Below are 21,527 nucleotides of genomic sequence, written 5' to 3'. Positions count from 1 at the left end.
CAACGCATTCAGACAAAGGCAAGCATGTTTACAGGCATTGTGGCGGCCGTCGGCCGCATCGAATCCGTTTCCCCGCTCGGCGACGCCGATGCGGGCGTCCGCCTGCGCGTGGCCGCCGGCGACCTGGACCTGTCCGACGTGGGCATCGGCGACAGCATCGCCATCCAGGGCGCCTGCATGACGGTCGTGACGCTCGCGGTTGGCCACTTCGACGTGGACGTGTCCCGCGAATCGCTGGACAAGACCGTCGGGCTCGACCAGCCCGGGCGCGTCAATCTGGAGAAAGCGCTACGCCTGGCAGACCGTCTCGGCGGGCACCTCGTGTCCGGTCACGTCGACGGGCTGGGCGAAGTGGTCCGCTTTGCCCCGGTCGGCGAATCGCACGAACTGCGCATCCGCGCCCCGCGCGAGCTGGGTCGCTACCTGGCGTACAAGGGGTCGGTGGTGGTCAACGGCGTGTCGCTGACCGTCAACAGCGTCAGCGACGAGGCCGATGGCTGCGAGTTCTCGATCAACCTGATTCCGCATACCGTGGAAGTGACCACGCTCAACGAACTGGCCGCCGGCAAGCGCGTGAACCTGGAGATCGACCTGATCGCGCGCTACGTCGAACGGATGCTGTCAGCCGCGGACGCCGACGCCAAGCGCTGATCAGGCATCGGACGGACCGGACGGCAAGAACCGCGGCGCCCCGAGGGTGTCGAGCGTACCGTCCGCCTGCTCGACGAACAGCCCGCGCGCCACATTGTGCGGATGCCGGGCGGCTTCGGCGATGCTGAGCACTGGCGCGTAGCAGACGTCCGTGCCACCGAGCAGGCTGTCCCAGTGGGCGCGCGGCTGGCTCAGGAACCGGGCCGCAAAGCGCTGCTTCAGCGCCGGCCAGGCCGCGTGGTCGTACTGACTGGCCGGGTCGACGTCGTCGAAGCCGAGCTTCTGCAGCAGCAGCGCGTAGAACTGGGGTTCCAGCGCGCCGATGGTGACAAAGCCACCGTCGGCGCAGGCGTAGACATCGTAGAACGGCGAAGCGTGGAACGGGCTCGGCGCCGGGCCGTCGAGCTGGCCATTGTTGCGGACCCACAGCGCGATGCTGCCGAGCATGCCGACCATGTCGACGATGGCCGCGTCCACCACGCGCCCGCGTCCGGTGGCGCGGGCGTCGAGCATCGCGCAGACCATGCCGAAGGCCAAGCCCAGCGCGCCGCCGGCGTCGCCCAGGACCGTCGGCGGGGTGATCGGCGCCTGGCCGGGCCGGGCCGACAGGGACAACATTCCGGTCAGCGCCACGTAGTTCAGATCGTGCCCGGCGGTCTGTGCGAGCGGGCCGGCCTGGCCCCAGCCGGTCATCCGGCCGTAGGCCAGCCGAGGGTTCCGGGCGGCGCAATCGGCCGGGCCAAGGCCCAGCCGCTCCATCACGCCGGGCCGGTTGCCTTCGATCAGGCCGTCGGCGGCGGCCACCAGGCGCATCGCCTCGGCGTGGTCGGCCGGCTGCTTGAGGTCCAGCAACACGATGGTCTTGCCGCGCCGCAGCGGGCTGGGCTTGTCGCCGCCGAGCTGGTTGGCCACGGCGCCGCGCTGGGGCCGGGCCACGACTGTCACCTCGGCGCCCATGTCGGCCAGCATCCGGCCGGCCAGCGGTCCGGGCCCCAGGCCCTCGAATTCGACGATGCGGATGCCCTGCAATGGCGGCTTCATGCGCAAACTCCCGGCCGGTCAGTCCCGGCGATGGCTGGCGTGCGGCGACGCGACCCTATCGATATGCCGCCGAATCCACTTGGACGCAACCCGGGCCAACCCGCCCCCCGGGGCCCGGCGGCACGGCTTGCGAACGGGGCGATGGGGGGCGGCATGTCGTACAATAGCGGCCTTGATTTCGCCGGTATCGCGGCATCCGCGCCGGCCTGCCCGCCTGATTGCTCGCATTCCGCATCCCCGCCTGCCACTGAACGCCGCCCCAAGCCATGACAATCGCCCGTACTGAAGACATCATCGCCGACATCCGCGCCGGCCGCATGGTCATCCTCGTCGACGAGGAAGACCGCGAGAACGAGGGCGACCTGGTGCTGGCGGCCGATTTCGTCACGCCCGAGGCGATCAACTTCATGGCCAAGTACGGCCGCGGCCTGATCTGCCTGACGCTGACCGCCGAACGCTGCCGCCAGCTGGAGCTGTATCCCATGGTGTCGCGCAACGGCACGGTGCATGGCACGAACTTCACGGTGTCGATCGAGGCCGCCGAAGGCGTGACCACCGGCATCTCGGCCGCCGACCGCGCCCGTACGGTGCAGGCGGCGGTGGCGCGCGACGCCAGGGCGTCGGACCTGGTGCAGCCCGGCCACATCTTCCCGCTGACTGCCCAGCCCGGCGGCGTGCTGATCCGCGCCGGCCACACCGAGGCCGGCTGCGACCTGGGCGCGCTGGCCGGCCTGACCCCGGCGGCCGTGATCTGCGAGATCATGAAGGACGACGGCACGATGGCGCGCCTGCCCGACCTGGTCGAGTTCGCGCGCGAGCACGATCTGAAGATCGGCACGATTGCCGACCTGATCCACTACCGCAGCCGCACCGAGAGCATCATCGAACGCGTGGGCGAGCGCGACATGCAGACGCCGTGGGGCCAGTTCCGCAGCGTGATGTACCGCGACAAGGCGTCGGGCCGCGCGCACCTGGCCTTCGTGAAGGGCCAGCCGCACCCCGAGCAGGAAACGCTGGTGCGCGTGCACGAGCCGCTGTCGGTGCTGGACCTGCTCGAAGCCAGCCGCACCACCCATTCGTGGAGCGTGCCGGCCGCGCTGGAAGTGCTGCACGGCGCCGAGCGCGGCGTGGTGGTGCTGCTGAACTGCGGCGACGCCCCCGAGCAGTTGTTCGAACAATTCGCGGCGCTGGACGCCCCGCAGGAACGTCCGCGCCGCAAGCCGGACCTGCGCACCTACGGCGTGGGCGCCCAGATCCTGCGCGATGTGGGCGTGGGCAAGATGCGGGTGCTGGGCTCGCCGGGCAAGATGCCCAGCATGACCGGCTACGACCTGGAAATCGTCGGCTGCCAGCCCATGGAAGGCGAGCCGGCCTGCGACTGATCGGCCGGGCGGCCTCTGTCCCGCCCGCCATACGGCATCACACGGCATGACGCGGCATCGGCCCCAACCCGCCGGTGCCTGACCCCAACAACGGAGAAATGACAATGGATCACGGCTTCTACGAGAGCAACCTCGACGGTGAAGGCCTGCGCATCGGTATCGTGCAGGCGCGCTTCAACGAGCCCGTCTGCGACGAACTGCGCGAAGCCTGCACGGCCGAGCTGGAAAAGCTGGGCGTCGAAGGCGAGGACACGCTGCTGGTGACCGTGCCGGGCGCGCTGGAAGTGCCGCTGGCCCTGCAGAAGATGGCCGAGAGCGGCCAGTTCGACGCGCTGATCGCGCTGGGCGCCGTGGTGCGCGGCGAGACCTACCACTTCGAACTGGTCTCGAACGAATCGGGCGCCGGCATCACGCGCGTGGGGCTGGATTTCAACGTGCCCATCGCCAACGGCATCCTGACTGTCGACACCGACGCGCAGGCCCATGCCCGCACCCGCGAGAAAGGCCGCGACTGCGCCCGGACCGCCGTGGAAATGGCCAACCTGGTGGTGGCCCTGGATTCGCTGCGCGAGAACGATGGCGACGACGAAGACGACGAGGAAGATGATGAGTAATGCGCCCGACAACGGCGACGCGAACGACGTTGGCGCCAAGCCGGCCGGCGCGAAGCCCCGCACCGAACCGAAGGCCCCGCCCAAGAGCGCGCGCCGCCGGTCCCGGGAACTGGCCCTGCAGGGCCTGTACCAGTGGCTGCTGAATCGCAACGATATTGGTGCGATTCAGGCCCACCTGCATGACGCGCAAGGCTTCAACAAGGCCGACCGCGAGCATTTCGATGCGCTGCTGGGCGGCGCCGTGCGCGAGGAATCGCGCCTGACCGCCGCGTTCGAACCGTTCCTGGACCGTACGGTCGACGAACTGTCGCCGGTGGAGCGCGCCGCGCTGCTGGTGGGCAGCTACGAACTCGTGCATTGCCTGGACATCCCGTACAAGGTCGTCATCAACGAGGCCGTGGAGCTGACCAAGACCTTTGGCGGCGTCGAGGGCTACAAGTACGTGAACGGCGTGCTGGACAAGCTTGCCGCCCAGGTGCGCGCGGCCGAGGTGGCGGCGCGGCGCTGAGCATCGTCCTGGCGCCTGTCCGGGCATCGCCCGGCCGCCAGGTTGCCGTCCCGATAGTTGTTGCCTTCCGGCCGATGGCATCCGATGATGCCTGTTGACGCCCGTTGGCCGGCATGACACCCGCCCCGGCGGGTGTTTTCATTTGAACCGCTGATCTTTCGCCCTTCAGTCATGGACTACGCCCGCATTGCCACCGCTTCCCGCCTTGCCAACATCGAGGCCTTCCATGTGATGGAACTGGCCAAGCAGGCGGCCGAGCTGGAGCGGGCTGGTCGGCACATCATCCACATGGGGATTGGCGAGCCCGATTTCACGGCGGCGGCGCCGGTCGTCCACGCGGCCGAAGTGGCCATGCGGCGCGGCGTCACGCAGTACACGGGCGCGCTGGGCATCCACGCGCTGCGCGAGGCCATCGCCGGCTACTACAAGACCGCGTACGGGATCGACATTCCCGAGCGGCGCGTGATCGTGACGGCCGGGGCGTCGGGCGCGCTGCTGCTGGCGTGCGCGGTGCTGGTCGAGATTGGCGCCGAGGTGCTGATGCCCGACCCAAGCTATCCGTGCAACCGGCACTTCGTGGCGGCCTTCGACGGCCACGCCAAAATGATCCCGAGCGGCCCCGCCGAACGCTTCCAGCTCACCGCCGCCCAAGTGGCCGCCAACTGGGGCGAAAAAACGCGCGGCGTGCTGCTGGCGTCGCCCTCGAATCCCACGGGCACGTCGATCCTGCCGGACGAACTGAAGGCAATTCTGGCGGAAGTGCGAGAGCGCCGCGGCTTCGCGATCCTGGACGAGATCTACCAGGGCCTGTCGTACGACGCCCCGCCGGTCTCGGCCCTGTCGCTGGACGACAACGTGGTGACCGTCAACAGCTTCTCGAAGTACTTCAACATGACGGGCTGGCGGCTCGGCTGGCTGGTCGTGCCCGATGCGCTGGTCCCGGCCTTCGAGAAAGTGGCGCAGAACCTGTTTATCTGCGCGTCGGCCGTGGCCCAGCACGCGGCCGTGGCCTGCTTCTCGCCCGAGGCGCTGGCGATCTACGACGAGCGCAAGGCCGAGTTCCACCGCCGCCGCGACGCCATCCTGCCCGCACTGGAGGCCCTGGGCCTGCGCGTGCCGGTCAAGCCCGACGGCGCGTTCTACGTCTACGCCGACTGCCGCCACGTGAACCACCCCGCCGCCGGCAACGCCGACAAGCTGACGCAGGCCATCCTGCACGACGCCGGCGTGGTCATGGTGCCCGGCACCGATTTCGGCCCGCACACGGCCAACGACTACATCCGCATCTCGTATGCGACGTCGATGGCCAATATCGAGGAAGCGATGGACCGGATGCATCATTTCCTGCGATGAGACGGGTTGGCGGCCCCTGCGGCACCGGCGTCGTCATCGTCATCGCCAAATGAAAAAAGGCACCCCGAGGGGTGCCTTTCCTTTGCCTGCGCACTGGCGCGCTGGCGGGCCAGCCGTGGCGGGCCCGAGCGGGGATCAGGCCGCCTGTGCCGTGTTGCCCGATGCCTCGAGCTTCTCGCCGTTCTGGTGGTGCTCGGCCTGCGTCTTGTCGTCGCCGGCCGCCTTGGCGGTGGCCGTGTCGGCATTCGAGAGGCCCAGCAGGGCCCGCAGCCGCGCACGCTCGGCCAGCACCTTGGCGCCGTAGCCGCCGTCGGTATTGGTCGTGGCGCCCACGTAGTACTTCAGGCCGCCTTCGATCGTACCGGCGCGGGCGATGCAGTCCTTCAGCACCAGCGCGCCGATCTTGATGTTGGCGTACGGGTTCAGGGCCGCGGTCACGCCGCCCACCGCCTCGTACTTGTCCTGGTGGACCTTGGTCATCACCTGCATCAGGCCCTGCGCACCGACACCGCTTTCGGCGTACGGGTTGAAGCTCGACTCGATCGCGATCACGCCCAGGATCAGCAGCGGATCGATGCCAACCTCGCGGCCGGTCATGTAGGCCGCCTTGACCAGTTGCGCGGTCGCCTGCGTCGCCACGCGATACTTGCGGGCGATGTAGTCGGCCACGGCCGCCTGCTCACGGGCGGACCCGAGGGCGCTCGTGTTGCGGGCGTCCAGCGCCACGCGCTGCACCGGAATCTGGGCAGCCAGGTGCGCCACCGACGGTACCTTGCCGGCCGGCGTCTGGCTCCACTCGTCCACGCCCGACACGGTCGGCAGGCCCTTGGCCTTGACCGGGGTCGTGGCCAGCAGGCGCGCGGCGGCCGCATCGGCAGACATCGACGGCACGGGCGTGCTTGCCACGGCGTTGATCGTGCTGACCGCCTGCGCGTTGGCCACGGCGGCGTCCACCAGCACGGCAGGCGCTTCGTTGCCCGCCAGCGCGCCGGCCAGCGAGGTGCGCCATTGCTGGCTGACGGTGAGGGTGACCGCTGCGGCCACCGACAGCACCCCGAGGCTGTTCAGGGTGTACTTCAAGGTTGTGCGGCCGCCGCGCAGCAACGCGCGGCCTGCCACCGGATGGGCCAGACGCACTTGCAGTGCGCGGCTCACACCGGGTACCGGCTGTCTGAAGCGGACCTGCAATGCCCGCCCGATGCCGGGAAGATGAAGGGTTTTCCAACCGCTCATGCTTACCTCCATCCGTCGCCCGCTGCGCGCGCCCGACAACTGCGCGTGCCCGATCTCAACGTATTCAAGTAAGGATGCTGCGCCACCTAGCAGGGGTGTCCAAGCATCTGTTGGCGGGCGCTCCCCATGCGCCCAACGAGAAACAGGGTACAGCTTGGGGAGCCGCACCCTGCCACGAATCACTCAATACGACCCCAGCCTCCCGCCGGGGGACCGCGCGCCGGGCACCTCGGAGGGGCCGCTTGGCTGGCGGTCGATGGGGACATGTCGACGCTGCTTTTTTCGCTGGCACCTCTTGACAGCAGGCGCCCGGCTATGTTGCAACGCAACACCCCACAGAGCAGACCGGATTGTAGGAACGCTTTTATAACCCGTCAAGCATAAGAACTCGAAAAATTACTACTTCAAGCAATATGTAACAATGACTTTTACAGCACCCCGCGACAAGTCAGTTTCCCGGAATCGCAGGCCCGACCTAGCCTCGCAAATGTCTGGACAAAGGCCCGAACTCGTAACTTGCTTACAATTTCCTGGCGCATTTCGACACGATTTTTTTGCGCCGTTGAGGCCGCGTGTGTATCGTCACACACACCTCATCCGCCCGTCCTGCCATGGCGCGGCGCCACATCCCGAACCAAAATCACCATGCAATACAAAGATTTACGCGATTTCATCGGCCAGCTCGAACAGCGGGGCGACCTGCGCCGCGTGACCGCGCCGGTATCGCCGAACCTGGAGATGACCGAGATCTGCGACCGCCTGCTGCGCGCCAACGGCCCGGCGGCCCTGTTCGAGGCGCCGCGCCGTGACGATGGGGATATCTATAAAGTACCTGTTCTGGCAAATCTGTTCGGGACGACACAAAGAGTGGCACTGGGCATGGGCGCGTCCACGCTGGAGGACCTGCGCGACATCGGCCGCGTGCTGTCCGCGCTCAAGGAGCCCGAGCCGCCGCGCGGCCTGAAGGAAGCCGGCAAGCTGTTCACGCTGGTCAAGTCAGTCTGGGACATGGCGCCCAAGCGCGTCAGCAGCCCGGCTTGCCAGGAGATCGTCTGGGAGGGCAACGACGTCGACCTGGCGCGTCTGCCGATCCAGACCTGCTGGCCCGGCGACGCCGCCCCGCTCATCACCTGGGGCCTGGTCGTGACCAAGGGCCCGCACAAGAAGCGCCAGAACCTGGGCATCTATCGCCAGCAGGTGATCAGCCGCAACCAGGTGATCATGCGCTGGCTGGCGCATCGGGGCGGCGCACTCGATTTCCGCGAGCACGCGCTGGCCAACCCCGGTCAGCCGTTTCCGATCGCCGTGGCGCTGGGCGCCGACCCGGCGACGATCCTCGGCGCCGTGACGCCCGTGCCCGACACGCTGTCCGAATACCAGTTCGCCGGCCTGCTGCGCGGCAGCCGCACCGCGCTGGCAAGCTGCCTGACGCCGACGCTAGGCGAGCTGTCGGTGCCGGCAACGGCCGAGTTCGTGCTCGAAGGCCATATCCAGCCCGATCCGAACCATCCGTCGGGCTACCAGCACGCGCTGGAAGGTCCCTACGGCGACCACACCGGCTACTACAACGAGCAGGACTGGTTCCCGGTCTTCACGATCGACCGCATCACGATGCGGCGCGACCCGATCTACCACTCGACCCACACCGGCAAGCCGCCCGACGAGCCGGCCGTGCTGGGCGTGGCGCTCAACGAGGTGTTCGTCCCGCTGCTGCAGAAGCAATTCCCGGAAATCACCGATTTCTACCTGCCGCCCGAAGGCTGCAGCTATCGCATGGCCGTGGTGCGGATGAAGAAGCAGTACGCCGGCCACGCCAAGCGGGTGATGTTCGGCGTATGGAGCTTCCTGCGGCAGTTCATGTACACCAAGTTCATCATCGTGGTGGACGACGACATCGACGCCCGCGACTGGAAGGAGGTGATCTGGGCCATCACCACGCGCGTGGACCCGACCCGCGACACCGTGATGGTGGACAACACGCCGATCGACTATCTCGACTTCGCCTCGCCGGTGTCCGGGCTGGGCTCGAAGATGGGCATCGACGCCACCGACAAGTGGCCCGGCGAGACCACCCGCGAATGGGGCACGCCGATCCAGATGGACCCGGCCGTCAAGACCCGCGTCGACGCCATCTGGGGCACGCTGTTCGAAGCCGGCAAGTAGCCCGGCAGCCACTGCGGCGGTCCGCTATCATCTGCGGACCGCCCAACACTCTCATGGCCCGCGTCAGACGGGCTGCGGAGGAGACCCATGACCCAGGCAGGGACACTGATGTGGACGCCGTCCGCGGCGTTCGCCCATGGCAGCCAGCTGGCCGCCTTCATGGCATGGCTGCGCCGCGAGCGCGCGCTGGACTTTGCCGACTACGCCAGCCTCTGGCAGTGGTCGGTGACCGATATCGAGGCGTTCTGGCAAGCCATCGTCGACTATTTCGACGTCCGCTTCGACACGCCGCCCCGCGCCGTGCTGGCCGCGCGCACCATGCCCGGCGCGCGCTGGTTCGAAGGCGCCACGCTGAACTACGTGCAGCAGGTGTTCCGCCATACCGGCGCGGGCGCAGACCGCCAGCGCACCGCCATCCGCCATGCCGGCGAGGCGCAGCCGCTGGCCGACATCAGCTGGGCCGCGCTGGAAAGCCAGGTCGCCTCGCTGGCGCATGCGCTGCGGCAGATGGGTGTGGCGCGCGGCGACCGCGTGGCCGGCTATCTGCCCAACATCCCCGCCACGACCATCGCGTTCCTGGCCACCGCCAGCATCGGGGCGATCTGGTCCGGCTGCGCGCCGGACATGGGCCAGGTGGCCGTGATCGACCGGTTCCGGCAGATCGAGCCCAAGGTGCTGATCGCCGTGGACGGCTACCGCTACGGCGGCAAGGACTATGACCGCGCGCCGGTGATAGCCGACCTGGTGACCGCCCTGCCCTCGCTGACCGATATCGTGATCGTCCCGTCCATCGGCAGCGACGTCGCCGTGCCGCCGCGCCTGCGCCGCCACGCCTGGGCCGACGCCATCGCCCACGACGTGCCGCTGCAGGTGGACCCTGTGCCGTTCGACCACCCGCTGTGGATCGTCTACTCGTCCGGCACCACGGGCATGCCGAAGCCGATCGTCCACGGCCACGGCGGCATCGTGATCGAGCAGTTGAAGCTGATGGCGTTCCACAACAACCTCGGCCCCGACGACGTGTTCCACTGGTACAGCAGCAGCGGCTGGATCATGTGGAACGCCCAGGTGGCCGGCCTGTTGCTCGGCACGACGATTGCGCTGTACGACGGCAACCCCGCCTGGCCCGACGCGGGCGTGCTCTGGCGCTTCGTCGACGACGCCCGCGTGACGATGTTCGGCGCCGGCGCGGCGTTCTTCGCCAACTGCATGAAGGCCGGCGTGGAACCGGCGCGGATTGCCGATGTGTCGCGGCTGCGCGGCATCGGCTCCACGGGCTCGCCGCTGTCCGAGGACGCCTATGCCTGGATCTACGGCCACGTCCGCGACGACGTGTGGCTGGCGCCGATGTCGGGCGGCACGGACTTCGCCGGGTCGTTCGTGGCCGGCTGCCCGATGCTGCCGGTCTACGCGGGCGAGATGCAGTGCCGCTGCCTGGCCGCCAAGGTGGAAGCGTTCGACGACCACGGCCACGCACTGATCGACGAGGTCGGCGAACTGGTCTGCACCGAGCCGATGCCGTCGATGCCGCTGTTCCTCTGGGGCGACGTCGACGGCAAACGCTATCGCGACAGCTATTTCGACGTCTACCCGCAGGCGTGGCGGCATGGCGACTGGATCCGCATCACGCCGCGCGGCGGCGCGGTGATCTACGGCCGGTCCGACGCCACGATCAACCGCCACGGCATCCGCATGGGCACCAGCGAGCTGTACCGCGTGGTGGAGGAACTGCCCGAGGTGCTCGACAGCATGGTGGTGGACCTGGAATACCTGGGCCGCGAATCGTACATGCCGCTATTCGTGGTGCTGCGCGAGGGCCGCGTTCTCGACGACACGCTGCGCGAGACGATGCGGGCGCGCATCCGGGCCGCGCTGTCGTCGCGCCACGTGCCGAACGAGATCGTCCAGGTTCCCGGCGTGCCGCGCACACTGTCCGGCAAGAAGATGGAAGTGCCGGTCAAGAAGCTGCTGCTGGGCCACGCGCCGGACAAGATCGCCAATCCCGACGCGATGGCCAATCCGGACTGCCTGCCGTGGTACTTCGCCTACGCGGCCGACTATCTGGCGCGGCAGCCGCGCGTGGCATGAGGGGCGTGGGTGGCGCGGGTGGCGGCTCGGGGCTCAGCGGTCCACGTCCAGTTCGCTGATCTCGCCGGGTTCGTCGCGCGCGCCGCGAATCCAGTCCTGCAGCTCCGGCATGGCCAGGATCGTCTTGCAGAACGCCACCAGCGGCGGCTCCAGCTTCACGCCGTAGGTGACAAACCGGGTGACCACTGGCGCGTACATCGCATCGGCCATCGTGCGCTGCGCGCCAAACAGGTATGGCCCGCCGTAGCGGTCCAGGCATTCGGTCCAGATCGTCGAGATCCGGTCGATATCGGCCTGCGCCCGCGACCACACCTTGAGCCCGGGGAAATGCCCCTTCAGGTTCATCGGCAACGCGGCGCGCATGGCGGCAAACCCCGAATGCATCTCGCCGCAGATGGCGCGGCAGTGCGCGCGGGCGGCCAGATCGGCGGGCAGCAGCCGCGCTTCCGGCCGGATCTCGTTGAGGTATTCGCCGATGGCCAGCGTGTCCCAGACCGTCACGCCCTCGTGGCGCAGGCACGGCACCAGGAACGAGGGCGAGAGCAGCAGAATCTCGGCACGCACCGCGGGATCGTCCGGCGTCACCAGCACCTCCTCGAACTCCAGCCCCGCGAACCTGGCCAGCAGCCAGCCCCGCAGCGACCACGATGAATAGGTCTTGCTGCTGATCGTCAGCGTCGTCTTGCCCATCCTCTCTCCTCCGCCCAGCCCTGGGCGCGATGGTTCGCTTGCAGTATCGGCGGCCCGTCGCCGTTTCGCCAGCGTGCACCGTGGCTGTGCGCGGCGGGTGGTCTGGCGGCTGCCGAAGTGCCGCAAAGTTCACACATTGCGCTTGGGTTGGCGCGGCGCAGACATCGGTCGTCCTGCGTTCGCAACCCGCATGCCACCTCGCCGGGCGCTGCCGGATTGCGCTACGCTCCAGCTTTCCCTTTGCGCGCGCGGCCACGATGACCATCACACAGCGTTTCCAGGGCCAGGACCTGCTCCGCGTCGGCCACGACGACAACTTTCTGCTGCTGGCCCCGGCCCACGGCGGACGCCTGGTCCGCTGGGTCTGCCGCGACGAGGACATCCTCTACTGGCCCGACAACGCCGACTGGTCGCGCGTCGCCAAGGTACGCGGCGGCAACCCGCTGCTGTTCCCGTTCATCGGCCGCCATTTTGTCGACGGCGAGGCCGGCAAATGGCGCGACGGCGCCGGCGCCGTCCACGACCTACCCCAGCATGGCTTCGCCCGCGACCTGCCCTTCGACGTATCGGCCCTCTCCGATGAAGCGGTCAGCCTGTCGCTACACGCGTCCGACGCCACACAGCCAGGCTACCCCTTCAAATTCGTCTTCACGGTCACCTACCGACTCATACCGGACGGCCTGGCGGTGACGCTGCATACCCGGAACACCGGCAGCACCCCGCTCCCCTATTACGCCGGCCACCACTTCTACTTCGCCCTGCCCCACCAGGCGCGCAGCCAGAGCCGCCTCGCGCTGCCGACATCGACGCGCGTCCGCCAGCAAGCTGATGGCAGCCTGACACCGCCCGAAAGCGGCGAGCCCGGCTACGCCCTGGACGACCCCCGCCTGCAGGACACCTTCCACGTGCTGCAGCACGCGACGGCACCCACACGGCTCGAACTCCCAGGCCGCCGCATCAACCTGGACCTCGACATCGAAGGCTCGACACCATGGTACGCAGTGACCACGTGGACGGAACGAGACGATTCTGATTTTTACTGCGTGGAGCCATGGCTGGGTTTGCCAAATGCGATTCACCATGGCAAGGGGCTGCGTTGGGTGGCGCCAGGGGCGGAGGAGTCGGCGAGCTGCCGGGTGATGGTGGGATAGCGGCACCAGTGCGCCGAGTCAGTACCGACACAATTCCGCATGTGATCGGACACCTAATTTAACAACGCATCGGGCCAATCCGCGCCACAATCGTGGCTGGCATGAAGCGTATGGAGGGTCGCATGCGGTGCGAAGGCAAGTGGATGGACGGCGGTACGACTAGTGGGCGGACGGGCGCGAGTACCGCGGTCTTTGGAGCGCTAGACGCCCTGGACAAGCGCCTCGTCCGGATCGACGCCAACCTCGAAGTCATGGACGATCGGCTGCGCAGCGTCGAGAACCGGGTCGAACGGATCGAAGAGCGCGTGATCTTTACCGCGACCAAGGCGGACGTACTGCAGTGCCAGACCGACGTCTACCGCGCCATCAACATGCAGACCTGGCGGCTGGTGACCTTCGTTTCGGGCTTCGGCGCGCTGCTGACCGCGGCGACGTTCTATATCGCGCGGTCCGTCCCTTGACGGCATGGGTGCCGGCGACTTTGCCGCAACTGGCATGAGGCCCCTGGGCAACCATGCTACAATCCGCCCCCAGTAAGCCATAGCGGGCGTCGTATAATGGCCATTACCTTAGCTTCCCAAGCTAAAGACGTGGGTTCGATTCCCATCGCCCGCTCCAGTTCTCACCTGACAAGCCGCCCTGGCACCCGGTCGAAGGATGACCGGTAGACTGCCCGGCGGTTTTTTGTTGCCATGCTTCCCCAAGACACGCATACCGACACGCTGCCCGGCGACGATGCCGACGGCGCCAGCGGAACTCCCGCAGACGCTTCCAGCGCTCCCACCCAGCCCGGCGAAGGGGTCGCGCACCCGCGCCGCATCCGGTCGTTCGTGCGGCGGGCCGGCCGGACGTCGACCGGACAACAGCGCGCCATCGACGACCTGGGCCCGCAGTTCATCGTGCCCTACCGCCCCGAACCGCTGGACTGGACGGCCACCTTCGGCCGCCAGGCGCCGTCGATCCTTGAAATTGGCTTTGGGATGGGTGAGACGACCGCGCATATCGCCGGCCTGCGTCCGGACGACAACTTCCTTGGCTGCGAGGTACATGAGCCGGGCGTCGGGGCGCTGCTGAAGCTGATCGGCGAGCGGGACCTACAGAACGTGCGCATCATGAACCACGATGCCGTCGAGGTGATTGCGCACATGCTGACTGAGCAGTCACTGGACGGCGTGCATATCTTTTTCCCCGACCCGTGGCACAAGAAGCGCCACAACAAGCGCCGGCTGGTGCAGCCGCCGCTGGTCAAGCTGCTGGCCAGCCGACTCAAGCCGGGCGGCTACTTCCATTGCGCCACGGACTGGGAGGAGTACGCGCACCAGATGGTCGAGGTGCTGTCGGGCGAACCCACGCTGGTGAATACGTCGCAGGCGCCGGGTGGCTTTGCCGAACGGCCGGAGTACCGTCCGGTGACGAAGTTCGAGAAGCGTGGCTTGCGGCTGGGCCACGGGGTCTGGGACGTCGTGTTCCGCAAGGCGTAAAAAAAAGGGGCCGGATCGGCCCCTTTTTCATGGGTGGTGCGTTTCGGCGCGCCTCAAGCGTGCCACGACACCAGCCCGGTCCACGCCGTCAGCAGCACGATAATCCCGAAAGCAATCCGGTACCACGCAAACGGCTTGAAATCGTGCGTGGCGACGAATCGCAGCAGCCAGCGCACGCACAGGAACGCGGACAGGAACGCGAACACGAAGCCGATCGCAAAAACGCCAAGATCGTCGGCCGACAGCACGGCGCGCGCCTTGTAGAGTTCGTACACCGTGGCGCCGAAGATCACGGGGATGGCCAGGAAGAACGAAAACTCGGTCGCCACTTGCCGTGACAGGCCGAACAGCATCCCGCCGATGATGGTCGCGCCCGACCGCGACGTGCCGGGCACCAGCGCGAAGCACTGGGCGGCGCCCACCTTGAGCGCATCGCGCCACGTCAGGTCGTCGATCGATTCGATGCGCGGCGCGCCGGCCTTGGCCGCTTCCAGCAGCGCGTTGCCCTGCGGATGCGACACCATGCCCCGCCGCGCCTCGCGCCATTCGGCCCAGAGGATCACCACGCCGCCGACGATGAACGCCATCGCCACCGAGATCGGGTTGAACAGATGTGCCTTGATCCATTTGCCGAACACGAACGCCAGCACGATGGCCGGCAGCGTGGCCACGATCACGTTGATGGCAAACCGTTGCTGCTTCGGGTCGGACGCCAGGCCACCCAGCGCCGCGCCAATGCGGCGACGGAATTCCCAGCAGACCGCCAGGATGGCGCCGAACTGGATCACGATCTCGAAGATCTTGCCCTTCTCGTCGTTGAAATCGAGCAGTTGCCCGGCGAGGATCAGGTGCCCGGTGCTGGAAATGGGAAGAAACTCGGTCAGTCCTTCGACGATGCCGAGAATGACGGCCTTGAGGGCAAGTGCAATATCCATATGGACTCGAAAAAGTACGTGCGAAAGGCGGTCTGACCCGCCCGCGATGCCGGGCACCGCAATATTGTTGATCTGGATTTACGGCCGATTGATCTTGACGTTGATACCGTCGGGCAGGACCGTGATTGTACCGGGCTCCACGCTCGTGCCGGCCAGCCGCAGTTGCTCCGGCTTGAACGTATAGAGCGGGTATCCCTGCAGCAGCTGCTCGGACAACAACCCGCCCAGCGCATTGAGCTGCCGCGAGAACTGGCCCGGCAGCCCCTGCACGTCGAACTGCTTGACCTCGGGGTCCTGCAGGACCAGCGAGTGCGTGGGCGGGTCGTAGCGCAGCGCGCTGTCCAGCGCAAAGCGGCCGGTCAGCGGCTGGCGGAAGAACAGCCGGTTGTCGATGGTCGCGTCGAAGCTCACCAGCACCCGGTTGCGGGGGCTATCGAGCACCAGTTGCGGATTGGCCAACTGGATGTCGAACACTTCCATATAGCGCTTGTTGAACGGAAACTTCCGCGCCAGCGCATCCTGCAACTGGCTCTGCGAGAACGTGTACTCGCTGCGGAAGACGCTGCAGCCGGCCAGCCATCCCGCGCCGGCCAGCGCGGCCAAGCCCGTTGCGGCCAGCCAGCGCCGGCGCGTCATTGCGATCATGCATGCTTCTCCATCTGGGGCGGGACGTCAGGCGGCCAGCGCACCGGGCGCCGTCGCCTGCTCCAGCCGGGTCAGCCACACCAGGGCCGCTTCCCGCGAATCGCCACACATCTCGGCCGACGGCCGCAGGCCGCCGCAGAACGCGGGGCGCTCGGGACGGCCAAAAACCGCGCAGCGCATGTCCGGCATCAGCTGGACGCACCGCTGCCCGGCCGGCTTGCCATCGGGCATGCCCGGCAGGGGCGACGTGATGGACGGGGCGATGCAACACGCGCCACAGCCATCGCGGCAGGTGGGTTCAGACTGGCAGGACATGGTGAAGGTTTCAGTGGCGGATGCCGACAATAGCGGCAGCGCAGTCGCGCGGCCGAGGCGTCATTGTGCCTGAGCGGGCGCGGCCGACCTGCAACAAAGGGCAACATGCGTGCGATACCGCACTTTCACCGTTCGTCGCACGCCGCTTGACGCGCCCGGATCGGCCCCCTACATTACTGACCGACAAGTTATTTAATGCCGCGGCAACCCGTGCGCCGCCTGTCCCGTGACCCCTGCCCTGCCCAAGAAAGACGCCGACACCCGCCGATGGAGCCGCCGCAAGGCCGCGCGCCCGCAGGAACTGGTGGCCGCCGCGCTGACCCTGTTCGTCGAGCGCGGCTATGCCGCGACGCGGCTCGAAGACGTGGCGGCCGCGGCCGGGGTGTCCAAGGGCACCGTCTACCTGTACTTCGCCAACAAGGAAGAGCTGTTCAAGACCGTGGTGCGCGAAAACATGGTGCTGGCGCTGGCCAAGGGCACCGAGGTGGTCGACACCTTCCAGGGCTCCACGCCCGAACTGCTGCGCGAGTTGCTGCTGGGATGGTGGGGCCTGATCGGCGCCACGCCGGTGGCCGGGCTGACCAAGCTGATCATCGCCGAATCGGGCAATTTCCCCGACATTGCCCAGTTCTACCAGGACGAGGTCATGGGCCCGGGCGACGAACTGTTCGCCCGCGTGCTGGCGCGCGGCGTGGCGCGGGGCGAGTTCCGCGAAGTGCCGGCCAATCCGACCACGACGCTGCTCTGCGCCCCGCTGGTGTTCCTGATGTTGTGGCGCAGCGCGTTCAGCCAGTTGAACGTGCCGGCCATCGACCCGGATGCCTTTGTCGACCAGTTGCTGCAGGTGCTGCTGTTCGGCCTGACAACCGGCACGTCGCGCGATACCCCGCTGCCGGCGCCGCAGGGCCCGTTCATCTGGGAGAAGATACGCGACGAACTGAACGCCGAGCGGGCGGCTACGGCATTGCAGGACACCGCCGAAGACGACACCGAACCCGCCCGGCCATGAATACCCCCTCGCCCGCCCCGCCCCCGCGTGCCGCCACGCAACGATAACGGTTTGTAAACATGCCAGCCGGGCCCGCAGGGGTAAAATAGCGGGCTTTTGCGTAACATCCCGGCCAGCCGCGGCAGCGCGCCCGGCCGGGACACAGCAAACCCGGCATCACTCGACACAACAGCGCTGACGGCAAGGCTTACCGGCCGGCCGCGCCACCCCGCAAGCATCTGGAAGGAAAGGCAAGATGGATCTCGAAAAAGCCCGATTCAACATGATCGAACAGCAAATCCGCCCGTGGGACGTGCTGGACCAGGAAATCCTGGACCTGCTGGCCGTGGTCAAGCGGGAAGCGTTCGTGCCGCAGGCGTACGCCGCACTGGCTTTCGTCGACATGGAAATCCCGCTGCCGGGCGGCGAGAACATGATGCCCCCGCGCGTGGAAGCCCGCGTCCTGCAGGACCTGAACGTGCGCAAGCACGAGAACGTGCTGGAAATCGGCGCCGGGTCGGGCTACATGGCCGCGCTGCTGGCCAACCGCGCCCGCCACGTGCTGACCGTCGACATCCGCCCCGAACTGGTGGCCCTGGCGCGCCAGAACCTGGCCAACGCCGGCGTGACCAACGTGGAAGTGGCCGAAGGCAACGCCGCCGACGGCTGGGCCGTGGCCGCGCCGTACGACGTGATCTGCATCTCCGGCTCGATGCCCGAGCTGCCGCAGTCGATCCTGTCGCAGGTCAAGGTGGGCGGCCGTATCGCCGCCATCGTCGGCACGGCGCCGGTCATGGAAGCGCGGATCATCACGCGCGTGTCCGAGACCGCGTACCAGGTGGTGAACGTGTTCGAGACGCTGGCCAAGCCGCTGCAAGGCGCCGCGCAGCCGTCGCGCTTCAAGTTCTGAACCGGAGCCAGCCATGCAGGTGATTACCGCCCCCGAACTGGCGCAGTGGCTGGCCGATGCCAGCCGCGCCAAGCCGGTGCTGCTGGACGTGCGCGAGGATCTGGAGATCCGCACGGCCGCCATGCCCGGCATCACGCATATCCCGATGGGCCAGATTCCGGCCCGTCTGAATGATCTTGACGAAGACGCCGAGATCGTCTGCATCTGCCACCACGGCGCGCGCAGCATGCAGGTCGCCAGCTTTCTGGAGCGCCAGGGCTACGCGAAGGTCTACAACCTGACCGGCGGCATCCACGCGTGGTCGACCCAGGTCGATCCGTCCGTTCCGCAGTACTGATCCGGACCCGGTGCCGGCCCGTTCCGGGGCGGCACCGGGCCACCGCGCCGCATCCCGCCTGTCCGCCGTACCCGCCGTACCCGCAGTTCTTGCAGCACGCCGTACCCCGCCCTGGCTGTCCTATCCGTCGCACTGAACCGAACGTTGGCCGCGCGCACCGCAGGCCGAGCTGGAGATGTCATGAGTTTTGCGCTTTCCGCCGTGCCCGTTGCGGCCAGGAAACCCCTGGTGCTCGCGGCTGCCCTGCTCACCTGGCTGCACGTGCCGTCCGCGCTCGCGGCCGACCTGCTGCAGGTGTACCGCGACGCGCAAGCCAATGACGCCCAGTTCGCCAGCGCCCGCTCCCAGTTGCTGGCCACGCGCGAGAAGCTGCCGCAGGGCCTGTCCGGCCTGCTGCCGCAGGTAGCCGGCACGGCTGGCGCGCAGCGGACCATGGCCGACTACAGCTCGCCGGTGGAAGTCACGCGCTATTTCAACGCCAATACGTGGGCGCTGCAGCTTACCCAGCCGCTGTTCCGCTGGGACCGCTGGGAGACGTACAAGCAGGGCGAACTGGCGGCGATGGCGGGCGAGGTGTCGTTCCAGCAGGCCCAGCTCGACCTGATCACGCGCGCTTCACAAGCCTATTTCGACGTACTGGCCGCGCAGGACAACCTGTACCTGGCCGGCGCCCAGAAAAAGGCGATCGCCGAGCAACTGGAGCAGGCCAAGCGCAATTTCGAGGTAGGCACGGCGACGATCACCGACGCCAACGACGCCCAGGCTCGTTACGACCTGGCCACGTCGACCGAGATCGCCGCGCAGAACGCGCTGGAGATCACGCGCGCCACGCTGCAGCAGGTGACCGGCAAGCCCGTCGACGAACTGATGGGATTGCGTCCCGAAGCGCAGATCCCCGGCCCGCTGCCGGCCGACGTCAACGCGTGGGCGGCGCAGGCCGAGCAGAGCAATCCGCAGGTCAACCTGGCCAACTACAACCTGGAGACCGCCCAGCGCGAGACGAACAAGGCCAAGGCGGGCCACCTGCCGTCCGTGGATCTGGTGGCCTCCTACGGCTACACCAACGCCCAGGGCACGGCCACGCAGCTCAGCAACGTCGGCAGCCGCTACAACTCCGGCGTGGTCGGCGTGCAGCTCAATATCCCGATCTTCACCGGCGGCTTCACCCAGTCCCGCGTGCGCGAGACGCTGGCCCTGGCCGACAAGGCCGCCAGCGACCTGGAATTCGCCCGCCGCACGGCCGCCCAACAGGCCCGGCAGACCTACTCGGGCGTGTTTAACGGCCTGGCCCAGGTCAAGGCCCTGGAAGCGGCCGAACGCTCGGCGCAGAGCGCGGTGGAGTCGAACCAGCTGGGCTACGAGGTGGGCGTGCGGATCAATATCGACGTGCTGAACGCCGAGGCGCAACTGTTCTCGACCCGACGCGACCTGGCCAAGGCCCGCTACGACACGATCATGAACGGGATGCGGCTCAAGGCATCGACCGGCACGCTGTCCGAGGCCGATGTGGTGCAGATCAATACGCTGCTGACGCAGTTGCCGGGGGCGATGTACCGGTTGCCGGAGAAGGCGCGGGTGGGGGCGGTGCCGCAGTCCGCGCCGGCACGCCGCGCGGGCGGCCGGCGCGAGAGCCTGGCGCCGGTCCCGGCGCCGCGCTCCTGAGCGGACCGATTCAGACGGCGCCGACCGCGGCCATCCGGATCGCGTTGGGCGATACGCTGGCGCTGGCCGCCGGCGTGGCCTGATGGCGCTGCGCCAGGCGCGCTTCCCGCGCCGCCAGTCCCAGCAGCATGCCAGTCAATCCCGCATAGAAAACGACATTGGCCTGATGTGCCAGGGTCACCTGCGTCAATCCGCAGATCAACGCCGACAGCACCACGCCCAGCCCACCGCCGCCCAGGCTCACCCCCTTCGGGCAAACGTTGGCGCGGCACGCACGCATCACGCGCGCGAAGAGGACGGCGGGGACGATGAACAGGCCAAGGAAGACGATCAGACCGGGGATGCCGGTGGTCGATGCGGCTTCCACGAAATCGTTGTGCGCATGTTCGAGCACGCAGGCCGTCGACTCGTTCTGCTGGCAGAACGTTGAGGCGTGGAGAATGCGGGCGAACTGGCCGACACCAATCCCGGTCCAGGGATGCTCGGCGAAATACTGCATGCCCAGGTGCCAGATCTTCAGCCGCACGCCTACCGACGTCTCGATCTGGCCGTGCTGGTACTGCTGCACCTCTCTCACCGCGTCGTCGACCCGGGCCGAGACCGGGCTGTCCGGCACGAAATAGGCGGCGGTGCCCAGCAGGGCGGCGCCGGCCAGCGCCACGACAAACATCCGGAAACTGAGACGGCGGTAGCGCACCATCAGCATCGGCACCACGGCCACGAGCATCGCCACCACCGCCCCGCGCGTGCCATTGAGCATCAGGATCATCGTGCCGAGGATGACGTTGAGCCAGGCTTCGGCATGGGCGAACCGGCTGGTACCCGGCCGGGCAAAACCGACCAGCGACAGCGCCGCGACCATGTTGGCAAAGGCAATGGCCTGGACCCAAGCACCGGGGCGCGGGATGCCCATCACGAACTTCTGATAGATCACGATCATCAGCGCGCCGGCCAGCGCCACCGTGATGCCGCGCCAGAGATGGGTCGGATCCGACGCCGTGCGCACCATCACCCAGCACGCGAGGATTGCCAGCAACGCACGAGATGGATTATCGATCACATTCCAGGGCGTGTCGTGGTAGAACTTCGAGAACACGAAGACCGCCAGGAACAGCCCGACCGACACCGCCAGCGGCACCAGGAAATCGGCATGTTCGCGCCATGCCCGCCCCATACCACGCCAGCCCAGCAGGATCAACAGGCCGACGCCGGCCAGGAAAACGCCCGCGCCGCGCGGCACGCACAGAACGAGGATGGGAAACGCAAAGACCAGAACATCTGCGAGCGTCGAGATCCCGTGTTTGCTGAAGTTCATCATAGCTAGAGGTTTCGAATGCCTGTCAGCGACCACTTCGTCACTTGCCCGTTTGAGCCGACCCG

21 protein-coding genes and 1 tRNA gene are annotated in these 21,527 nt (G+C 67.6%); 15 read left to right on the top strand and 7 right to left on the bottom strand.

From position 1 onward, the window contains the following. Positions 1 to 24 precede the first annotated feature (24 nt). Complete coding sequence (locus tag EHF44_RS09460; RefSeq protein ID WP_124683510.1) at positions 25 to 651, top strand: riboflavin synthase; 627 nt, start codon at positions 25 to 27, stop codon at positions 649 to 651. Here EHF44_RS09460 and EHF44_RS09455 read toward each other — a convergent pair whose 3' ends face one another. Continuing rightward, complete coding sequence (locus tag EHF44_RS09455; protein WP_124683509.1) at positions 652 to 1,692, bottom strand: CaiB/BaiF CoA transferase family protein; 1,041 nt, start codon at positions 1,690 to 1,692, stop codon at positions 652 to 654. It lies immediately after the preceding gene. A gap of 266 nt (positions 1,693 to 1,958) precedes the next feature. On the opposite strand from EHF44_RS09455, the gene ribBA reads away from it, so the two are divergent. From ribBA to EHF44_RS09435, 4 genes are all read left to right on the top strand, one after another. Then, positions 1,959 to 3,074 (top strand): bifunctional 3,4-dihydroxy-2-butanone-4-phosphate synthase/GTP cyclohydrolase II, encoded by a 1,116-nt coding sequence (gene ribBA / locus EHF44_RS09450; RefSeq protein ID WP_124683508.1) that lies wholly within the window; start codon positions 1,959 to 1,961, stop codon positions 3,072 to 3,074. A 104-nt stretch (positions 3,075 to 3,178) separates the two neighbouring features. After that, positions 3,179 to 3,688 carry a 6,7-dimethyl-8-ribityllumazine synthase gene (gene ribH / locus EHF44_RS09445; protein ID WP_124685052.1) on the top strand — a complete coding sequence of 170 codons (510 nt, stop codon included), beginning with the start codon at positions 3,179 to 3,181 and terminating at the stop codon, positions 3,686 to 3,688. Further along, positions 3,681 to 4,196 carry a transcription antitermination factor NusB gene (gene nusB, locus EHF44_RS09440; protein WP_124685053.1) on the top strand — a complete coding sequence of 172 codons (516 nt, stop codon included), beginning with the start codon at positions 3,681 to 3,683 and terminating at the stop codon, positions 4,194 to 4,196. Before ribH ends, nusB begins: the two co-directional genes overlap by 8 nt. A 171-nt stretch (positions 4,197 to 4,367) precedes the next feature. Next, entirely contained in the window at positions 4,368 to 5,549 is a 1,182-nt protein-coding gene (locus tag EHF44_RS09435; protein ID WP_124683507.1) for a pyridoxal phosphate-dependent aminotransferase, read from the top strand. A 135-nt stretch (positions 5,550 to 5,684) separates the two neighbouring features. Here EHF44_RS09435 and EHF44_RS09430 read toward each other — a convergent pair whose 3' ends face one another. Then, the gene (locus EHF44_RS09430; RefSeq protein WP_124683506.1) at positions 5,685 to 6,782 is read right to left on the bottom strand and encodes a lytic transglycosylase domain-containing protein; all 1,098 of its coding nucleotides are present in this window, start codon (positions 6,780 to 6,782) and stop codon (positions 5,685 to 5,687) included. Between the two features lie 645 nt (positions 6,783 to 7,427). On the opposite strand from EHF44_RS09430, the gene ubiD reads away from it, so the two are divergent. Together ubiD and EHF44_RS09420 are read left to right on the top strand one after the other, a co-directional pair. Next, positions 7,428 to 8,945 carry a 4-hydroxy-3-polyprenylbenzoate decarboxylase gene (gene ubiD / locus EHF44_RS09425; protein ID WP_124683505.1) on the top strand — a complete coding sequence of 506 codons (1,518 nt, stop codon included), beginning with the start codon at positions 7,428 to 7,430 and terminating at the stop codon, positions 8,943 to 8,945. Between the two features lie 87 nt (positions 8,946 to 9,032). Continuing rightward, positions 9,033 to 11,033, top strand: a complete 2,001-nt coding sequence (locus EHF44_RS09420; RefSeq protein WP_124683504.1) for an acetoacetate--CoA ligase — start codon at positions 9,033 to 9,035, stop codon at positions 11,031 to 11,033. Between the two features lie 33 nt (positions 11,034 to 11,066). On the opposite strand, the gene EHF44_RS09415 is transcribed toward EHF44_RS09420, so the two are convergent. Beyond that, positions 11,067 to 11,723: a glutathione S-transferase family protein gene (locus EHF44_RS09415; RefSeq protein ID WP_124683503.1), complete on the bottom strand. Its 657-nt coding sequence runs from the start codon at positions 11,721 to 11,723 to the stop codon at positions 11,067 to 11,069. A 257-nt stretch (positions 11,724 to 11,980) separates the two neighbouring features. Between EHF44_RS09415 and EHF44_RS09410 the strand changes: the two genes are divergently transcribed. The 4 genes from EHF44_RS09410 (at position 11,981) to trmB (ending at position 14,355) form a co-directional block, all read left to right on the top strand. Continuing rightward, a complete protein-coding gene (locus tag EHF44_RS09410; protein ID WP_124683502.1) occupies positions 11,981 to 12,874 on the top strand; it encodes an aldose epimerase in 894 nt (297 codons plus the stop codon). A gap of 101 nt (positions 12,875 to 12,975) precedes the next feature. After that, positions 12,976 to 13,335, top strand: coding sequence for a hypothetical protein (locus tag EHF44_RS09405; protein ID WP_124683501.1), 360 nt, complete (start codon positions 12,976 to 12,978; stop codon positions 13,333 to 13,335). 82 nt (positions 13,336 to 13,417) lie between these two features. Further along, positions 13,418 to 13,492: transfer RNA gene (locus EHF44_RS09400), tRNA-Gly, on the top strand. Between the two features lie 74 nt (positions 13,493 to 13,566). After that, positions 13,567 to 14,355 (top strand): tRNA (guanosine(46)-N7)-methyltransferase TrmB, encoded by a 789-nt coding sequence (gene trmB / locus EHF44_RS09395; protein ID WP_124683500.1) that lies wholly within the window; start codon positions 13,567 to 13,569, stop codon positions 14,353 to 14,355. Positions 14,356 to 14,408: 53 nt separating this feature from the next. Here the strand turns inward: trmB and EHF44_RS09390 are convergent, their stop codons facing one another. The 3 genes from EHF44_RS09390 to EHF44_RS09380 form a co-directional block, all read right to left on the bottom strand. Next, a complete protein-coding gene (locus tag EHF44_RS09390; RefSeq protein WP_124683499.1) occupies positions 14,409 to 15,290 on the bottom strand; it encodes an undecaprenyl-diphosphate phosphatase in 882 nt (293 codons plus the stop codon). A 78-nt stretch (positions 15,291 to 15,368) separates the two neighbouring features. Further along, positions 15,369 to 15,935: a DUF1439 domain-containing protein gene (locus EHF44_RS09385; protein WP_124683498.1), complete on the bottom strand. Its 567-nt coding sequence runs from the start codon at positions 15,933 to 15,935 to the stop codon at positions 15,369 to 15,371. Positions 15,936 to 15,962: 27 nt separating this feature from the next. Further along, positions 15,963 to 16,250: a YkgJ family cysteine cluster protein gene (locus tag EHF44_RS09380; protein WP_124683497.1), complete on the bottom strand. Its 288-nt coding sequence runs from the start codon at positions 16,248 to 16,250 to the stop codon at positions 15,963 to 15,965. A gap of 226 nt (positions 16,251 to 16,476) precedes the next feature. On the opposite strand from EHF44_RS09380, the gene EHF44_RS09375 reads away from it, so the two are divergent. From EHF44_RS09375 to EHF44_RS09360, 4 genes are all read left to right on the top strand, one after another. Then, positions 16,477 to 17,259 (top strand): TetR/AcrR family transcriptional regulator, encoded by a 783-nt coding sequence (locus EHF44_RS09375; protein WP_124683496.1) that lies wholly within the window; start codon positions 16,477 to 16,479, stop codon positions 17,257 to 17,259. Positions 17,260 to 17,494: 235 nt separating this feature from the next. Then, positions 17,495 to 18,148, top strand: a complete 654-nt coding sequence (locus EHF44_RS09370; RefSeq protein WP_124683495.1) for a protein-L-isoaspartate O-methyltransferase family protein — start codon at positions 17,495 to 17,497, stop codon at positions 18,146 to 18,148. Positions 18,149 to 18,161: 13 nt separating this feature from the next. Then, positions 18,162 to 18,485: a rhodanese-like domain-containing protein gene (locus EHF44_RS09365; protein WP_124683494.1), complete on the top strand. Its 324-nt coding sequence runs from the start codon at positions 18,162 to 18,164 to the stop codon at positions 18,483 to 18,485. Between the two features lie 180 nt (positions 18,486 to 18,665). Further along, positions 18,666 to 20,147: a TolC family outer membrane protein gene (locus EHF44_RS09360; RefSeq protein WP_124683493.1), complete on the top strand. Its 1,482-nt coding sequence runs from the start codon at positions 18,666 to 18,668 to the stop codon at positions 20,145 to 20,147. 10 nt (positions 20,148 to 20,157) lie between these two features. Here EHF44_RS09360 and EHF44_RS09355 read toward each other — a convergent pair whose 3' ends face one another. Further along, positions 20,158 to 21,465, bottom strand: coding sequence for an O-antigen ligase family protein (locus EHF44_RS09355; protein WP_253700010.1), 1,308 nt, complete (start codon positions 21,463 to 21,465; stop codon positions 20,158 to 20,160). Positions 21,466 to 21,527: the final 62 nt, after the last annotated feature.

Source organism: Cupriavidus pauculus, from assembly GCF_003854935.1.
In the GTDB taxonomy this organism is placed as follows: domain Bacteria; phylum Pseudomonadota; class Gammaproteobacteria; order Burkholderiales; family Burkholderiaceae; genus Cupriavidus; species Cupriavidus pauculus_C.
The sequence above is the reverse complement of the archived record's forward strand: the minus strand, read 5'-3'. Positions and strand labels throughout refer to the sequence as shown.

Coding starts and splice junctions, on each gene's coding strand:
- EHF44_RS09405 (WP_124683501.1), top strand. CDS start 12,976: ATGAAGCGTATGGAGGGTCGCATGCGGTGCGAAGGCAAGTGGATGGAC.
- EHF44_RS09420 (WP_124683504.1), top strand. CDS start 9,033: ATGACCCAGGCAGGGACACTGATGTGGACGCCGTCCGCGGCGTTCGCC.
- ribH (WP_124685052.1), top strand. CDS start 3,179: ATGGATCACGGCTTCTACGAGAGCAACCTCGACGGTGAAGGCCTGCGC.
- EHF44_RS09370 (WP_124683495.1), top strand. CDS start 17,495: ATGGATCTCGAAAAAGCCCGATTCAACATGATCGAACAGCAAATCCGC.
- EHF44_RS09355 (WP_253700010.1), bottom strand. CDS start 21,465: ATGATGAACTTCAGCAAACACGGGATCTCGACGCTCGCAGATGTTCTG.
- EHF44_RS09460 (WP_124683510.1), top strand. CDS start 25: ATGTTTACAGGCATTGTGGCGGCCGTCGGCCGCATCGAATCCGTTTCC.
- EHF44_RS09390 (WP_124683499.1), bottom strand. CDS start 15,290: ATGGATATTGCACTTGCCCTCAAGGCCGTCATTCTCGGCATCGTCGAA.
- ubiD (WP_124683505.1), top strand. CDS start 7,428: ATGCAATACAAAGATTTACGCGATTTCATCGGCCAGCTCGAACAGCGG.
- EHF44_RS09455 (WP_124683509.1), bottom strand. CDS start 1,692: ATGAAGCCGCCATTGCAGGGCATCCGCATCGTCGAATTCGAGGGCCTG.
- EHF44_RS09410 (WP_124683502.1), top strand. CDS start 11,981: ATGACCATCACACAGCGTTTCCAGGGCCAGGACCTGCTCCGCGTCGGC.
- EHF44_RS09380 (WP_124683497.1), bottom strand. CDS start 16,250: ATGTCCTGCCAGTCTGAACCCACCTGCCGCGATGGCTGTGGCGCGTGT.
- EHF44_RS09385 (WP_124683498.1), bottom strand. CDS start 15,935: ATGATCGCAATGACGCGCCGGCGCTGGCTGGCCGCAACGGGCTTGGCC.
- EHF44_RS09365 (WP_124683494.1), top strand. CDS start 18,162: ATGCAGGTGATTACCGCCCCCGAACTGGCGCAGTGGCTGGCCGATGCC.
- ribBA (WP_124683508.1), top strand. CDS start 1,959: ATGACAATCGCCCGTACTGAAGACATCATCGCCGACATCCGCGCCGGC.
- EHF44_RS09415 (WP_124683503.1), bottom strand. CDS start 11,723: ATGGGCAAGACGACGCTGACGATCAGCAGCAAGACCTATTCATCGTGG.
- nusB (WP_124685053.1), top strand. CDS start 3,681: ATGAGTAATGCGCCCGACAACGGCGACGCGAACGACGTTGGCGCCAAG.
- EHF44_RS09435 (WP_124683507.1), top strand. CDS start 4,368: ATGGACTACGCCCGCATTGCCACCGCTTCCCGCCTTGCCAACATCGAG.
- trmB (WP_124683500.1), top strand. CDS start 13,567: ATGCTTCCCCAAGACACGCATACCGACACGCTGCCCGGCGACGATGCC.
- EHF44_RS09430 (WP_124683506.1), bottom strand. CDS start 6,782: ATGAGCGGTTGGAAAACCCTTCATCTTCCCGGCATCGGGCGGGCATTG.
- EHF44_RS09360 (WP_124683493.1), top strand. CDS start 18,666: ATGAGTTTTGCGCTTTCCGCCGTGCCCGTTGCGGCCAGGAAACCCCTG.